At 60.1% G+C, this 14,259-nt stretch carries 16 protein-coding genes; 10 read left to right on the top strand and 6 right to left on the bottom strand.

The window, feature by feature from the left end; translation table 11 throughout:
* Positions 1-7: 7 nt before the first annotated feature.
* From BMX59_RS06965 to fdhA, 5 genes are all read left to right on the top strand, one after another.
* A complete protein-coding gene (locus BMX59_RS06965; RefSeq protein ID WP_010207083.1) occupies positions 8-310 on the top strand; it encodes a sarcosine oxidase subunit delta in 303 nt (100 codons plus the stop codon).
* Positions 307-3,324, top strand: a complete 3,018-nt coding sequence (locus BMX59_RS06970) for a sarcosine oxidase subunit alpha (protein WP_093120763.1) — start codon at positions 307-309, stop codon at positions 3,322-3,324. Before BMX59_RS06965 ends, BMX59_RS06970 begins: the two co-directional genes overlap by 4 nt.
* A 103-nt stretch (positions 3,325-3,427) precedes the next feature.
* Positions 3,428-4,060 carry a sarcosine oxidase subunit gamma gene (locus BMX59_RS06975; protein WP_092242174.1) on the top strand — a complete coding sequence of 211 codons (633 nt, stop codon included), beginning with the start codon at positions 3,428-3,430 and terminating at the stop codon, positions 4,058-4,060.
* A gap of 10 nt (positions 4,061-4,070) precedes the next feature.
* The gene (purU, locus tag BMX59_RS06980; RefSeq protein WP_005792124.1) at positions 4,071-4,928 is read left to right on the top strand and encodes a formyltetrahydrofolate deformylase; all 858 of its coding nucleotides are present in this window, start codon (positions 4,071-4,073) and stop codon (positions 4,926-4,928) included.
* Between the two features lie 180 nt (positions 4,929-5,108).
* The gene (gene fdhA / locus BMX59_RS06985) at positions 5,109-6,308 is read left to right on the top strand and encodes a formaldehyde dehydrogenase, glutathione-independent (RefSeq protein WP_016972852.1); all 1,200 of its coding nucleotides are present in this window, start codon (positions 5,109-5,111) and stop codon (positions 6,306-6,308) included.
* 46 nt (positions 6,309-6,354) lie between these two features.
* Here the strand turns inward: fdhA and BMX59_RS06990 are convergent, their stop codons facing one another.
* The 5 genes from BMX59_RS06990 to BMX59_RS07005 all read right to left on the bottom strand — a co-directional run bounded on the left by BMX59_RS06990 (position 6,355) and on the right by BMX59_RS07005 (position 8,924).
* The gene (locus BMX59_RS06990) at positions 6,355-6,738 is read right to left on the bottom strand and encodes a hypothetical protein (RefSeq protein ID WP_078050475.1); all 384 of its coding nucleotides are present in this window, start codon (positions 6,736-6,738) and stop codon (positions 6,355-6,357) included.
* 157 nt (positions 6,739-6,895) lie between these two features.
* Complete coding sequence (locus tag BMX59_RS06995) at positions 6,896-7,300, bottom strand: DUF3757 domain-containing protein (RefSeq protein ID WP_092242177.1); 405 nt, start codon at positions 7,298-7,300, stop codon at positions 6,896-6,898.
* 53 nt (positions 7,301-7,353) lie between these two features.
* A complete protein-coding gene (locus BMX59_RS07000) occupies positions 7,354-7,707 on the bottom strand; it encodes a hypothetical protein (RefSeq protein WP_092242181.1) in 354 nt (117 codons plus the stop codon).
* Positions 7,708-7,913: 206 nt separating this feature from the next.
* Positions 7,914-8,069, bottom strand: a complete 156-nt coding sequence (locus BMX59_RS30415; RefSeq protein WP_170856043.1) for a hypothetical protein — start codon at positions 8,067-8,069, stop codon at positions 7,914-7,916.
* A 396-nt stretch (positions 8,070-8,465) separates the two neighbouring features.
* Positions 8,466-8,924, bottom strand: a complete 459-nt coding sequence (locus tag BMX59_RS07005) for an anti-sigma factor domain-containing protein (protein WP_093120769.1) — start codon at positions 8,922-8,924, stop codon at positions 8,466-8,468.
* Between the two features lie 135 nt (positions 8,925-9,059).
* Here BMX59_RS07005 and BMX59_RS07010 point away from each other — a divergent pair, with 135 nt between their 5' ends.
* The gene (locus BMX59_RS07010) at positions 9,060-9,632 is read left to right on the top strand and encodes a DUF2780 domain-containing protein (RefSeq protein ID WP_092242187.1); all 573 of its coding nucleotides are present in this window, start codon (positions 9,060-9,062) and stop codon (positions 9,630-9,632) included.
* 195 nt (positions 9,633-9,827) lie between these two features.
* Positions 9,828-10,484, top strand: coding sequence for a hypothetical protein (locus tag BMX59_RS07015; RefSeq protein ID WP_092242190.1), 657 nt, complete (start codon positions 9,828-9,830; stop codon positions 10,482-10,484).
* A gap of 90 nt (positions 10,485-10,574) precedes the next feature.
* Here the strand turns inward: BMX59_RS07015 and BMX59_RS07020 are convergent, their stop codons facing one another.
* Positions 10,575-11,453 (bottom strand): acyltransferase, encoded by an 879-nt coding sequence (locus BMX59_RS07020; RefSeq protein ID WP_092242195.1) that lies wholly within the window; start codon positions 11,451-11,453, stop codon positions 10,575-10,577.
* Between the two features lie 173 nt (positions 11,454-11,626).
* On the opposite strand from BMX59_RS07020, the gene BMX59_RS07025 reads away from it, so the two are divergent.
* Genes BMX59_RS07025 through creC form a run of 3 tightly spaced genes read left to right on the top strand, consistent with a single transcriptional unit; the run spans position 11,627 to position 14,244 of the window.
* Positions 11,627-12,127 carry a retropepsin-like aspartic peptidase RloA2 gene (locus BMX59_RS07025; RefSeq protein WP_071494368.1) on the top strand — a complete coding sequence of 167 codons (501 nt, stop codon included), beginning with the start codon at positions 11,627-11,629 and terminating at the stop codon, positions 12,125-12,127.
* A 9-nt stretch (positions 12,128-12,136) separates the two neighbouring features.
* Positions 12,137-12,805: a two-component system response regulator CreB gene (gene creB, locus BMX59_RS07030; protein WP_092242198.1), complete on the top strand. Its 669-nt coding sequence runs from the start codon at positions 12,137-12,139 to the stop codon at positions 12,803-12,805.
* Entirely contained in the window at positions 12,805-14,244 is a 1,440-nt protein-coding gene (gene creC / locus BMX59_RS07035) for a two-component system sensor histidine kinase CreC (RefSeq protein ID WP_092242201.1), read from the top strand. Before creB ends, creC begins: the two co-directional genes overlap by 1 nt.
* Positions 14,245-14,259 lie beyond the last annotated feature (15 nt).

Consider the following 14,259-nt stretch of genomic DNA (forward strand, 5'->3'; position numbering starts at 1 on the left):
ATTCCCTATGTTGCATATCTTCTGTCCTCACTGTGGCGAACTGCGCTCCGAAGAGGAATTCCACGCATCCGGCCAGGCGCATATCCCGCGCCCGCTGGACCCGAATGCCTGCACCGATGAAGAGTGGGGCGACTATATGTTCTTCCGCGACAACCCGCGCGGCCTGCACCACGAACTGTGGATCCACGCTGCCGGTTGCCGCCAGTACTTCAACGCGACCCGCGACACCCTGACCTACGAAATTCTTGAAACCTACAAGATCGGTGAGAAGCCACAATTCACCGCCAAGGCCTCTGGAGAGAAGGTATGAGCCAGACCAATCGCCTGTCCAACGGTGGCCGGATCGACCGTAATAAAGTCCTGACGTTTACTTTCAACGGCCAGACCTACAAAGGCTTTGAAGGCGACACATTGGCCGCAGCCCTGCTGGCCAACGGCGTCGACATCATCGGCCGTAGCTTCAAGTACTCGCGCCCTCGCGGCATCTTTGCCGCCGGCGCCGAAGAGCCGAACGCGGTGCTGCAGATCGGTGCCACCGAAGCCACTCAGATTCCCAACGTGCGCGCCACGCAACAGGCGTTGTACCAAGGCCTGGTCGCCACCAGCACCAACGGCTGGCCGAACGTCAACAATGACGTGATGGGCATCCTCGGCAAGGTCGGCGGCAAGCTGATGCCGCCGGGTTTCTACTACAAAACCTTCATGTACCCGCAATCGTTCTGGATGACCTACGAGAAGTACATTCGTAAGGCCGCCGGCCTCGGCCGCTCGCCGACCGAGAACGATCCGGACACCTACGACAACTTCAACCGTCACTGTGACGTGCTGGTCGTCGGCGCCGGCCCTGCGGGCCTGGCTGCCGCACTGGCCGCCGCCCGCAGCGGTGCCCGCGTGATCCTCGCCGACGAGCAGGAAGAGTTCGGTGGTTCGCTGCTGGATTCGCGTGAAAGCCTCGACGGCAAGCCGGCTGCGGAATGGGTTGCCAGCGTCATCGCTGAACTCAAGGCCCTGCCGGACGTGGTGCTGTTGCCCCGCGCCACCGTCAACGGCTACCACGACCATAACTTCCTGACCATTCACGAGCGCCTCACCGATCACCTCGGTGACCGTGCGCCGATTGGCGTGGTGCGTCAGCGTATCCACCGTGTGCGTGCCAAGCGCGTGGTGCTGGCGACCGGCGCGTGCGAGCGTCCGCTGGTGTACGGCAACAACGACGTGCCGGGCAACATGCTGGCCGGTGCGGTCTCCACCTACGTGCGTCGCTACGGCGTGGCACCGGGCAAGAAGCTGGTGCTGTCGACCAACAACGACCACGCCTACCGCGTTGCCCTGGACTGGCTCGATGCCGGCCTGCAAGTGGTGGCCGTGGCCGATGTTCGCCACAACCCACGCGGTGCGCTGGTGGAAGAAGCCCGCGCCAAAGGCATTCGTATCCTCACCGGCAGCGCCGTGATCGAAGCCCGTGGCAGCAAGCACGTGACCGCCGCCCGCGTGGCCGCGATCGATGTGAAAGCGCATAAAGTCACCAGCCCAGGCGAATGGCTGGAGTGCGACCTGGTAGCCAGCTCCGGCGGCTACAGCCCGGTAGTTCACCTGGCTTCGCACCTGGGCGGCAAGCCGACCTGGCGTGAAGATATCCTCGGTTTTGTACCCGGCGAAGCGCCGCAGAAACGCGTGTGTGTCGGTGGGATCAACGGGGTCTACGGCCTTGGCGACTCCCTGGCGGATGGTTTTGAAGGCGGCGTGCGCGCGGCCAGCGAAGCCGGTTTCGCGCCGGTGGAAGGCACCTTGCCCAAAGCGCTGAGCCGCCTGGAAGAGCCGACTTTGGCGGTTTACCAAGTACCGCACGACAAGCCGACTGCACGGGCGCCGAAGCAATTCGTCGACCTGCAGAACGACGTGACCGCCGCCGCCATCGAACTCGCCACTCGCGAAGGTTTCGAGTCGGTCGAGCACGTCAAGCGCTACACCGCGCTGGGCTTCGGCACCGACCAGGGCAAGCTGGGCAACGTCAACGGCCTGGCCATTGCCGCCCGCTCGCTGAACGTGACCATCCCGCAGATGGGCACCACCATGTTCCGTCCCAACTACACGCCGGTGACTTTCGGCGCCGTAGCGGGCCGTCACTGTGGGCACATCTTCGAACCGGTGCGCTACACCGCGTTGCACGCCTGGCACGTGAAGAACGGTGCCGAGTTTGAAGACGTCGGCCAGTGGAAGCGCCCTTGGTACTTCCCGCGCAACGGTGAAGACCTGCACGCCGCCGTCAAACGCGAATGCCTGGCCGTGCGTGACAGCGTCGGCCTGCTGGATGCGTCCACCCTCGGAAAGATCGACATCCAGGGCCCCGACGCGCGGGAGTTCCTCAACCGCATCTACACCAACGCCTGGACCAAGCTCGACGTGGGCAAGGCGCGCTATGGCCTGATGTGCAAGGAAGATGGCATGGTCTTCGACGACGGCGTGACTGCCTGCCTCGCCGACAACCACTTCCTGATGACCACCACCACCGGCGGCGCTGCCCGTGTGCTGCAATGGCTGGAAATCTACCAACAGACCGAGTGGCCAGACCTCAAGGTGTATTTCACCTCGGTCACCGACCACTGGGCGACCATGACCCTGTCCGGCCCCAACAGCCGCAAGCTGCTGGCGGAAGTCACCGACATCGACCTGGACAAGGACGGGTTCCCGTTCATGACCTGGAAAGAAGGCCTGGTCGGCGGCGTACCGGCGCGGGTGTTCCGCATTTCGTTTACCGGTGAGCTGTCGTACGAAGTCAACGTGCAGGCCGACTACGCCATGGGTGTGTTGGAAAAAATCGTCGGCGCCGGCAAAAAGTACAACCTGACCCCGTACGGCACCGAGACCATGCACGTATTGCGGGCCGAGAAGGGCTTCATCATTGTCGGCCAGGACACTGACGGCTCGATGACCCCGGATGACCTGAACATGGGGTGGTGCGTGGGCCGTACCAAGCCGTTCTCGTGGATCGGCTGGCGTGGCATGAACCGTGAAGACTGTGTGCGTGAAGAACGCAAGCAACTGGTGGGCTTGAAGCCGGTCGATCCGAAGGTGTGGCTGCCGGAAGGCGCGCAGCTGGTGTTTGATCCGAAGCAATCGATCCCGATGAAGATGGTCGGTCACGTCACCTCCAGCTACGCCCACAACTCCCTTGGCTATTCGTTTGCGCTGGGTGTGGTCAAGGGCGGCTTGAAGCGTATCGGCGAGCGGGTGTTCTCACCGCAGGCCGATGGCAGCGTGATCGAGGCGGAGATTGTTTCTTCGGTGTTCTTCGACCCCAAAGGCGATCGCCAGAACATCTGACAGGCCAAGCCCCTCCCTCAAGTTGAAATGCATTCCCCTGTGGGAGGGGGCTTGCCCCCGATGAGGTCAGCAGCCTCACAACAGAATTCAGAACAGGTGCTTTATGACAGCAGCCAATGTTTACCAACAACGCCCCACCTCCGGCGCCAAGGCCGAGTCGTCGCTGCACCACGCCGACCTCGCCAGCCTGGTCGGCAAGGGCCGCAAGAACGCCGGCGTGACCGTGCGTGAAAAGAAACTCCTGGGCCATCTGACGATTCGTGGCGACGGCCATGACGCAGCCTTCGCCGCCGGCGTGCACAAAGCCATCGGCATCGAGTTGCCCGGCGCGCTGCAAGTGATCGTCAAGGGCGAAACCAGCCTGCAATGGCTCGGCCCGGATGAGTGGTTGCTGATCGTGCCGAGCGGTGAAGAATTCGCCGCCGAGCAAAACCTGCGCGCCGCCCTGGGCGACCTGCATATCCAGGTCGTCAATGTCAGCGGCGGTCAGCAGATCCTCGAACTCAGCGGCCCGAACGTGCGCGATGTGCTGATGAAGTCCACCAGCTACGACGTACACCCCAACAACTTCCCGGTGGGCAAGGCAGTGGGCACGGTGTTCGCCAAGTCGCAACTGGTGATCCGCCACACGGCTGAAGACACCTGGGAGCTGGTGATCCGTCGCAGCTTCTCGGATTACTGGTGGTTGTGGTTGCAGGATGCATCGGCCGAGTTCGGCCTGAGCGTCCAAGCCTGAGGAATGAGCCATGAGCCGCGCACCCGATACATGGATTTTGACCGCCGACTGCCCCAGCGTGCTCGGCACGGTGGACGCGGTCACCCGCTACCTGTTCGAGCAGGGTTGCTACGTCACCGAGCACCACTCGTTCGATGACCGGCTTTCGGGCCGGTTCTTTATCCGCGTGGAATTCCGCCAGCCCGACGGTTTTGACGAACAGGCGTTCCGCGATGGTCTGGCCACCCGCGGTGAAGCCTTCGGCATGATCTTCGAGCTGACGGCGCCGAACTACCGGCCAAAAGTGGTGATCATGGTATCCAAGGCCGATCACTGCCTCAACGACCTGCTGTATCGCCAGCGCATCGGCCAACTGTCGATGGACGTGGTCGCGGTGGTGTCCAACCACCCCGATCTGAAACCCTTGGCCGACTGGCACCAGATTCCCTACTACCATTTCCCCCTCGACCCCAACGACAAACCGTCCCAGGAGCGTCAGGTGTGGCAGGTGGTGGAAGACACTGGCGCCGAATTGGTGATCCTTGCGCGCTACATGCAAGTGCTGTCGCCGGAGCTGTGCCGCAAGCTCGATGGCAAGGCCATCAACATTCACCACTCGTTGCTGCCGGGGTTCAAGGGCGCCAAGCCGTATCACCAGGCGTATAACAAGGGCGTGAAGCTGGTAGGCGCCACGGCGCATTACATCAACAACGACCTGGACGAAGGCCCGATCATCGCCCAGGGCGTGGAGGTGGTGGACCACAGCCACTATCCCGAGGACTTGATTGCCAAGGGGCGGGATATCGAAGGGCTGACGTTGGCCCGGGCGGTGGGGTATCACATTGAGCGGCGGGTGTTTTTGAACGCCAATCGGACGGTGGTGCTCTGACTGACGCCATCGGGGGCAAGCCCCCTCCCACCTTTGGAATGCGGTCGAATGTGGGAGCGGGCTTGCCCCCGATGAGGCCCTTACTAACAACGCAAGAACAGCATCTGTACCCGAGCACTTAAACGCGCTGCCCACCCAACGGGCAACGCAGTTCCATAAAAACAACAGCGAGGTGAAAGCATGTCTGGTAATCGTGGTGTCGTGTATCTCGGCAACGGCAAGGTCGAAGTACAGAAAATCGACTATCCCAAAATGCAGGACCCCCGTGGCAGGAAGATCGAGCATGGCGTCATCCTGCGCGTGGTCTCCACCAACATCTGCGGCTCCGACCAACACATGGTGCGCGGCCGCACCACTGCCCAGACCGGCCTGGTGCTCGGTCATGAAATTACCGGTGAAGTGATCGAGAAGGGCAGCGACGTCGAGAACCTGAAGATCGGCGATCTGGTCTCGGTGCCTTTCAACGTGGCGTGCGGGCGTTGCCGCTCGTGCAAAGAGCAACACACCGGTGTGTGCCTGACCGTCAACCCGGCCCGTGCCGGTGGCGCCTATGGCTATGTTGACATGGGCGACTGGACCGGCGGCCAGGCTGAATACGTGCTGGTGCCGTATGCCGACTTCAACCTGCTCAAACTGCCGGATCGCGACAAGGCCATGGAGAAGATCCGCGACCTGACCTGCCTCTCCGACATTCTCCCGACGGGCTACCACGGGGCCGTCACTGCCGGCGTTGGTCCGGGCAGCACTGTGTACATCGCGGGTGCCGGTCCTGTGGGCCTGGCGGCTGCCGCCTCCGCCCGCCTGCTGGGCGCCGCAGTGGTGATCATCGGCGACGTCAACCCGGTCCGCCTGGCTCACGCCAAGGCTCAGGGCTTCGAGATTGCCGACCTGTCCAAGGACACCCCGTTGCACGAACAGATCGCCGCACTGCTGGGCGAGCCGGAAGTGGACTGCGCCGTCGATGCCGTGGGCTTTGAAGCCCGTGGTCATGGTCATGAAGGGGTCAAGGCCGAAGCGCCGGCCACCGTACTCAACTCGCTGATGGGCGTGGTGCGCGTGGCGGGCAAGATCGGTATCCCTGGCCTGTACGTCACCGAAGATCCGGGTGCCGTGGACGCCGCCGCAAAAATGGGCAGCCTGAGCATTCGCTTTGGTCTGGGCTGGGCTAAATCCCACAGCTTCCACACCGGGCAGACGCCGGTGATGAAGTACAACCGCCAGCTGATGCAGGCGATCATGTGGGACCGTATCAACATTGCTGAAATCGTCGGTGTGCAGGTGATCAGCCTGGATGACGCACCGCGCGGCTATGGCGAGTTCGATGCGGGCGTGCCGAAGAAGTTTGTGATTGATCCGCATAAGTTGTTCAGTGCGGCATAAAGAGCAGGGCAAATAATAAGGGCGACCCCAGGGTCGCCCTTATTATTTATTGTGAGTTGAGCCGCAGGTAGGGAGTGGCTGTTACACCCTCTTCAACGACAGTCTTTCCGCCATAGTCACAACGTAGCCTTCCCTCTGTCTGGGTGATGGTCTCTGCCTTGAGTGCGTACCTGGGGGCTAGATAATCGTCATCTGTTCCGGCTGTCTGGCCCTTCCATGTCCTGCCCCTGGTGTGGGCCGAGTATTCATATCCTTCGCCGTAGGGCGGTGGCAGGTCAGGGTCCGTGTAGGGTTTGGAGTGGATGTCGCTGACGGCTGGGCATTGGCCGATGTCGATGGCCTGGCCCGACGAAGCCTGGTGTGGCCTGCGAAAATCGAGAAGGTTGAGTGCGGTAGCGGCAGCAAAAATATTGGGTATCAATCCGATCATCTCGTCACAGTTCCTTGTTTGTGGCTGAACCTTCGCGTCGAAAATCGTGAGAAGGCTGCCTTGGGTGGGCCGTGCCGGGCCTACAGTTCCGCAAGCACGTCGGCGGCTGGCTGAGGATTTGTGAACGTGAACGGTCGGAATGATTCGGATGACGTTTTTACTGATGCGTAAATGAACACTTGGAAATTGCCAGGGCTTCGCAATACGTGCCTTTCCACTCGCCAATAGGAGGGATAAGGTTCCAGGCAGACACAGGTTTGAGCGTGACCGAAAAGCTCGCGTCGTTATTCATGGGGCCCTTATAGGTGCAGGTGACGGTTTTGTTATTTGCATCGTACCGGGCATCGTGAAAGGTCGAATCATTCAAGTATGAAGCGGCAGCCAACGGGTTTTCACCTATCCAGGCCCGTCCATCAGGTTGTGACGCCTCATAGCGGTAACCGCCATTGATCATCTCCGTTTGTTTGATGGCTTGGATCGAGGGACAGGTGGAGGTCGCTGCACCGACAGTGTGCACCAGGGCCATCGTGGCCAACATACCTGCAAGCAGTGAGCTTCTCATTACCCGCCTCCTGTGGGTTGCGGGAAGGGCGACCGCAAAGTCGCCCTTATTAATTATTGCGGTGCTGTGAGTCTTAGATTAGGAACTGCAGTTTCACCATTTTTTATCAGCGTTTTGCCTCCGTAGTCACAGCGCTGCTTTCCATTCACTACATTGAACGTCTCTGCTTTGAGTTCATATTCAGGTGCCAGGTAATCATCTTTAGTGTTACCTGTTTGGCCCGTCCACTCCTTACCACCGCTCTTGGCGGTGTATTTGAAACCGTCGACGCTATTACCTTGGATGGTTTCTTGGAATGCTTCAGATTTAATGGTTTTAGTTGCCGGGCAGTCCTCGATATCAGCTGCATGAGCGCCCCCGGCCAATACACAAGCAGCCAGCATCCCTACGGCGAATTGATAATTCATATCTGATCCTTAATTGAATTGTGAGGTGAAGTCTGAATGCTAAGACGGTTTGCTAGCGTGGGGTACTGTTAGAAATGACAGTAATTTATAATTATTCGGTATGAGAAATTCGTTTTATATGGGAGTCGGTATATTTGAAGCTGCCAGAAATAGCATACGCAGGTACAGAAAGGGCGACAGGGCATCGCCCTTTTTGCGGCAATTTTTTAAGCCTGCAATCGCCGGCTGATGACATCGAGCAAATCGCAGCCGTCGCACAGCGGAATGGCGCATAGCAGGTCGAAGTCCTGGGGGACGAGGGTGTCGGTGTGCAGGGATGGGGTGGCGCTGTCGTGGCCGGTGAGCGGCATGTATCGGTTCATGTTTTGAACCCATTCAAGTAGAGGTGGGCTACACATATATTCGTCGCCAAACGAATTGGGTGGCAGCTGTACGCAGGTTGGCGAACCGGGAATGGAACCGGCAGACCCGAAGGTCTCCCGCGCACAGCCACCATGAAAGCGGCTATTGCGGACGCAAAAGGGCCTGCAAAAAAGCAGAAGCTTTTGCACCATTCACCGGGTCGCCAAACCCGTGTCGCCATGTGGACGACGGCCGAACTATAAAGCGCGATCCCTTGCCACGAGCAAGTCACCCAGGCACTGAATGTCAATGTGGGAGGGGGCTCCGATGGCGGTGGCTCAGTCAGTAAAGTTGTGACTGAACTACAGCTATCGGGAGCAAGCCCCCTCCCACATGGGTTTGTGGTGTTTGGGGAATCAGCGAGTGGCCAGTGCGCCCTGGTAGACGGTCGGCCCCGTCGGCTGTTTGCTGATGGAACCACCCTTGGTCTCCGAACTCACCATCAACTCCACCGGCTTGCGGATGCTTTTCTGCTGGCGCGGGTTGAGTCCGATAATGCCTTTGCCATCTTCCGGCAACAGCCCCAGGGAAACCGGCGCGCTGCCTTCTGGAATGGCCCAGAGTTCCAGGCTGCGGTCCGGCTCCGGTGCCGCCGTGGCGATCGGTTCAACTTCGAGGTAATCCTTGTGCGCAATGATTTGAGCGGCCGGCTGCTGGGCCGTGGTCACCAGGGTGGCGGCGGACTTGACGTTATCCTGGGTGTAGAGCGCGCCACCGAGGCCGGCGACGATGGCCATGCAGGCGCCGATAAACACACGTGGGCGGCTCCAGAATGGGGACGTTGGCTCAATCACTTGGGGGCGTGTGGCGCTCATATGGCTATTCCTGGCTGTGTTGAAGTCATTTCATGGACTCTGGTATTCCCCTTGGGTTCCTCGGCCCGCCAGGAACAATGCGTCGGATACCCAGTCAAACGCCTGCTTTCACCCCGACACCCAGAGGTTGTTTCGATGAAGATTTCACGCGGTTTCGCCCTTTCCTGCCTGATGACCCTGGCAGCCGGCCCGGTGCTTGCCGCAGGGTTCAGCCTTGGCGACGCGGCCAATGCCATTTCCGGCATGCAGGGTGGTAACAACAAGGCAGCGGCAGCAGCGCCGTCGTCCGAGACGGCCGGGTTGCTGAGCGCCCTGACCTCGCAACTGAACATCACCCCCGAGCAAGCGGTCGGCGGTACGGGCGCAATGCTGGGCCTGGCCAAGAACAAATTGAGCGGCAACGACTATTCGCAACTGGGTAATAGTGTGCCTGGCCTCGACCAACTGTCGGGGAATAATGCGTTGGGCAGCCTCGGGGCCTTGAGCGGGATGCTCGGCCAGGCTGGCGGTAGCAAGACCAGCGGCCTGGATGGCCTGCTGGGTAACGTGAAGAACACCAACGACCTGAACACCGCGTTCAGCGCCCTGGGCATGGACAGTGGCATGGTCGGCCAGTTTGCCCCGGTGATCCTGCAATACCTGGGTGGTCAGGGTGCCAGCAGCTCGGTGCTGGGCAAGCTGGCCAAGGCCTGGGGTACAGGCGGTTAATCGCCCTTTCTCCAAGGAGTGCATTTCCTGTAATTATTTCTGCGTCATTATTCATGATGAGTTGGATTATCGGCGCAATGAGTTGTAGTAAAGCGGTAGGAACGGTAGGAAGTCTGAGTGCCACGCAGTTGTACCCTTCGCAGCATCACTTCGGTGCTGTTTGAAGGGCAAATCGACTGAATTAATGGTGAACTAATGACATCTGTTAATCCGCAGCAAACAACGCTTCAGAATCAATATAACCAGATTGGCGCCAACTTGCAGAGCACCAAGCCTGTGCTGACTGCCCCCAATTTTTTGCGTGATATGGGGTTGAACGCGAACTTACTGCACAACTTGCGAAATGACTTGGACGCGGTGATTAATGGGTCGGTCCCTGACCGGGCACTCACTAATTTGGTGGCTGGGTTTCAACAACTCCTGACTTCTTTTAGTGGCGGGGCCAAAGAGTGGCCTGCAGACAAAGTGATCCCTGAAGGCGGTAAATTCTTTGTGAAGGGCAGTGACGGCCTGCTAAAAGAAATCACCCCGCCCAAAGAGTGGCCTGCAGACAAAGGGTTCCCCGAAGGCAGTAAATTCTTTGTGAAGGGCAGTGGCGGCCTGCCAAAAGAAATCACCCCGGCCAAAGAGTGGCCTGCAGACAAAGTGATCCCTGAAGGCGGTAAATTCTTTGTGAAGGGCAGTGACGGCCTGCTAAAAGAAATCACCCCGCCCAAAGAGCGGCCTGCAGACAAGGCGTTGCTGGAAGCTAGGGCTGCTGTAGACGACATCTCGCAGGCAGCGGAAAACTTGCGCTCGGGTTTGAAGCCTCTTCTTAGCAATTCGTTTTTTGCTAACAGCCCTGAGCAATGACGAGATACTTTTTGCAATAGCATAAACTCGCAGGCTTGAACTTTAGTTTTGAAACAGTAGGGTTTAACAGCCCTACTGTCTTTGACACTTTCATTTGAGAAGGTTTTGAATGCGCTGATCCTTCTCGCCCCAGAGCTGGTTGACCCAGTCCTGGACGGTCTGGCGAAATGCCGGATCATTCTCGTAATCTCCTTGCCACAGCGCCGGGTCCAGCTCACGGGTGCGGATATCGATGATCACCTTCGGTACCGATCCGCAAATCAAATCCCAGAACCCTGGAATCCTGTCTTGCGGGTAGACCACCGTCACATCGAGCACAGCATCCAGTTGTTCACCCATCGCCGCCAGCACGAATGCCACACCGCCTGCCTTGGGCTTGAGCAAGCGGGTGAAAGGTGAGCCCTGCTGTTTGCGCTTGGCCTCGCTGAACCGCGTACCTTCCAGATAATTGACCACCGTCACCGGCTGGCGCTTGAACAGCTCACAGGCCTCTTTGGTGATCTTCAGATCCTGCCCCGCCAGTTCCGGATGCTTGGCCAGGAATGCCTTGGTGTAGCGCTTCATGAACGGGTAATCCAGCGCCCACCAGGCCAGGCCCAGGAAGGGCACCCAGATCAGCTCTTTTTTCAGGAAGAATTTGAAGAACGGCGTACGCCGGTTGAGGGCCTGGATCAAGGCCGGGATGTCAACCCAGGATTGGTGGTTGCTGATCACCAGGTAACTGGTGTCACCCCGCAGATCGTCGCCGCCGCGAATGTCCCACTGGGTCGGGATGCACAGCGAGAAAATCAGCTTGTCGATCTCGGCCCAGGTCTCGGCGATCCACATCACCGCCCATGACATGTAGTCACGCAAGCGCCCCGGGGCTACCAGCTTGAGCAGGGCAAACACCATCAACGGGCCGAACAGCACGAGGGTGTTGAGCAAGAGCAGCAGGGTGACGAAACAGCCGGTGAGCAGGCGGCGCATAAGTAACTCTTGGAATCTTGTGGGCGGGCCATCATAAGCAAGGTGAGTCTAGAGGCCAAATCGCAAATCACCGTACGAATGTTTCACAATGTGCCGGGTATGGTGGGGTTAGCTAACTAACCGGCGCTTTTGCGGTCTAGAATCCGCCTACTTCTTTCCGAGGACATCACTTCGTGAAACTGTTTCTTGCCTCCCTCGCCCTGGTTGCCCTGCCGGTCATGGCCGCCGAGCCGACCCTCTACGGTCGCTACGAATACATCCAGTTGCCGGAGATCGGCGAAACCTTCAAGGCCAAGATGGACACTGGCGCGCTGACCGCCTCGCTGTCGGCCCGCGACATCCAGACCTTCACCCGTGACGGTGACGATTGGGTGCGTTTCCGCCTCGGCGGCAAGGACGCGTCCGATAAGGTCTACGAACACAAAGTCTCGCGCATCAGCAAGATCAAGAGCCGCGCCGACGAAGACGAGGACAAGGACGAAGCCACCGTGGCCAAGCGCCCGGTGATCGACCTGGAAATGTGCCTGGGCGACGTCAAGCGCACCGTTGAGGTCAACCTCACCGACCGCAGCAGCTTCAACTATCCGCTGCTGATCGGCGCCAAGGCTCTGCGCGAGTTCGGCGCTGCGGTCAACCCGGCGCGTCGCTACACTGCTGACAAACCGGACTGCTGACCGACCACCATGCCCCACATCCTGATTGTCGAAGACGAAGCGGCGATAGCCGACACGCTGATATTCGCCCTGCAAGGCGAGGGCTTCACCACCACCTGGCTGACACTTGGCCAGGCGGCGTTGGAGCATCAACGCCAGACCCCGGCCGACCTGATCATCCTCGACATCGGCCTGCCGGACATCACCGGGTTTGAAACCTGCAAGCAACTGCGCCGGTTCAGCGAAGTGCCGGTGATGTTCCTCAGCGCGCGGGATGGCGAGATCGATCGGGTGGTGGGGCTGGAAATCGGCGCCGACGATTATGTGGTCAAGCCCTTCAGTCCTCGGGAAGTGACGGCGCGGGTCAGGGCGATCCTCAAGCGCATTGGCCCAGGAGCTGCGCCGGTGGTGTTCCAGGTAGACCTGGAGCGCATGCAGATCATGTATCGCGGCCAGCCATTGAGCCTCACGCGTCACGAATTCCGCCTGCTGCAAAGCCTGCTGGAACAGCCTGAACGTGTATTCAGCCGCGAGCAGCTGTTGGACGCGGTCGGCGTGGCGGCGGATGCCGGTTACGAACGCAACATCGACAGCCATATCAAAAGCCTGCGCAGCAAGTTACGCAGCGTGGCTGCGGACGCCGAGCCGATCCAGACCCACCGCGGCCTCGGCTACAGCTACAGCCCGGGCAACAGCTGATGCGCCTGGGGCTGCGGATCTTCCTGGTATACGCGCTGTTTATCGGCCTGACCGGCTACTTCGTGCTCAGCACCGTGATGAAGGAAATCCGCCCTGGCGTGCGCCAGTCCACCGAAGAAACCCTGGTGGACACCGCCAACCTGCTGGCCGAAATCCTGCGCGACGACGTGAAGAACGGCACCCTCGGCCAAAGCCACTGGCCCGAACTGCTCAAGGCCTACGGCAATCGCCAGCCGGGCGCGACCATCTGGGGATTGCCGAAGAACCAGGTCAACCACCGCATCTACGTGACCGACGCCAAGGGCACCGTGCTGCTCGACTCCACGGGTGAAGCAGTGGGGCAGGACTATTCCAAGTGGAACGACGTGTACCTGACCCTGCGTGGCGAGTACGGTGCGCGTTCCACTCGCAGCGAGCTGGATGACCCCACTTCCTCGGTGATGCACGTGGGTGCACCGATCCGTGACAACGGGCAGATCATTGGCGTGGTCACCGTGGCCAAGCCGAACAGCTCGTTGCAGCCCTACGTCGACCGCACCGAGCGGCGCCTGCTGTGGTACGGCGCGGGCCTGGTGATTCTCGGCCTGTTGCTCGGCGCGCTGCTGTCGTGGTGGCTGAGCGTTGCGCTGCGTCGTTTGACGGCCTACGCCGAGGCGGTCAGCGAGGGCCGGCGCGCCGAGCTGCCGCATTACCGTGGCGGTGAACTCAAGCAGTTGTCCACCGCTGTCGAGCACATGCGCACGCAACTGGAAGGCAAGGCTTACGTCGAACACTACGTGCACACCCTGACCCACGAATTGAAGAGCCCGCTGGCCGCGATACGCGGCGCGGCAGAGCTGTTGCAGGGCGACATGACCCGTGAGCAACAGCAGCGTTTCGTCGGCAATATCGACAGTGAAAGCGCGCGCCTGCAGCAGTTGATCGAACGCCTGCTGAACCTGGCGCAGGTCGAGCAACGCCAGGGCCTGGAAGAGCAGGTGAGCATCCCGCTGGCAGCCATGGTCGATGATGTTCTCAAGGCGCAATGTGCGCGGATCGAAGGCGCCGGGTTGCACGTCGATCAGGCGATTGCGGCGGATGTGAAGGTGTACGGCGAACCCTTTCTGCTGCGCCAGGCCCTGGGCAACTTGCTGGATAACGCCCTGGATTTCACACCGCCTGGCGGCACCTTGAAATTCAGCGCGCAGACCCGGCACAACGACGTACAGGTGAGCCTGTTCAACCAGGCTGCGCCGATTCCCGACTACGCCCTGCCGCGCCTGAGCGAACGGTTCTACTCGCTGCCACGCCCGGCCAGTGGCCGAAAAAGCACCGGCCTGGGCCTCAACTTTGTCGAGGAAGTGATGAAGCTGCACGGCGGCGCGTTGCAGATCGGCAACGTGCAAGGCGGCGTGCAAGTGGTGCTGCATCTCCACACAGTCTCCACATTGCCCACATAAATCTCCCACACAGGC

Source organism: Pseudomonas sp. NFR09 (assembly GCF_900111535.1).
GTDB classification, from domain to species: domain Bacteria; phylum Pseudomonadota; class Gammaproteobacteria; order Pseudomonadales; family Pseudomonadaceae; genus Aquipseudomonas; species Aquipseudomonas extremorientalis.

Excerpts from the sequence above, each read along its gene's own strand:
- BMX59_RS06965 (WP_010207083.1), top strand. The coding sequence starts at position 8 with ATGTTGCATATCTTCTGTCCTCACTGTGGCGAACTGCGCTCCGAAGAG.
- BMX59_RS06970 (WP_093120763.1), top strand. The coding sequence starts at position 307 with ATGAGCCAGACCAATCGCCTGTCCAACGGTGGCCGGATCGACCGTAAT.
- BMX59_RS06975 (WP_092242174.1), top strand. The coding sequence starts at position 3,428 with ATGACAGCAGCCAATGTTTACCAACAACGCCCCACCTCCGGCGCCAAG.
- purU (WP_005792124.1), top strand. The coding sequence starts at position 4,071 with ATGAGCCGCGCACCCGATACATGGATTTTGACCGCCGACTGCCCCAGC.
- fdhA (WP_016972852.1), top strand. The coding sequence starts at position 5,109 with ATGTCTGGTAATCGTGGTGTCGTGTATCTCGGCAACGGCAAGGTCGAA.
- BMX59_RS06990 (WP_078050475.1), bottom strand. The coding sequence starts at position 6,738 with ATGATCGGATTGATACCCAATATTTTTGCTGCCGCTACCGCACTCAAC.
- BMX59_RS06995 (WP_092242177.1), bottom strand. The coding sequence starts at position 7,300 with ATGAGAAGCTCACTGCTTGCAGGTATGTTGGCCACGATGGCCCTGGTG.
- BMX59_RS07000 (WP_092242181.1), bottom strand. The coding sequence starts at position 7,707 with ATGAATTATCAATTCGCCGTAGGGATGCTGGCTGCTTGTGTATTGGCC.
- BMX59_RS30415 (WP_170856043.1), bottom strand. The coding sequence starts at position 8,069 with ATGAACCGATACATGCCGCTCACCGGCCACGACAGCGCCACCCCATCC.
- BMX59_RS07005 (WP_093120769.1), bottom strand. The coding sequence starts at position 8,924 with ATGAGCGCCACACGCCCCCAAGTGATTGAGCCAACGTCCCCATTCTGG.
- BMX59_RS07010 (WP_092242187.1), top strand. The coding sequence starts at position 9,060 with ATGAAGATTTCACGCGGTTTCGCCCTTTCCTGCCTGATGACCCTGGCA.
- BMX59_RS07015 (WP_092242190.1), top strand. The coding sequence starts at position 9,828 with ATGACATCTGTTAATCCGCAGCAAACAACGCTTCAGAATCAATATAAC.
- BMX59_RS07020 (WP_092242195.1), bottom strand. The coding sequence starts at position 11,453 with ATGCGCCGCCTGCTCACCGGCTGTTTCGTCACCCTGCTGCTCTTGCTC.
- creB (WP_092242198.1), top strand. The coding sequence starts at position 12,137 with ATGCCCCACATCCTGATTGTCGAAGACGAAGCGGCGATAGCCGACACG.
- creC (WP_092242201.1), top strand. The coding sequence starts at position 12,805 with ATGCGCCTGGGGCTGCGGATCTTCCTGGTATACGCGCTGTTTATCGGC.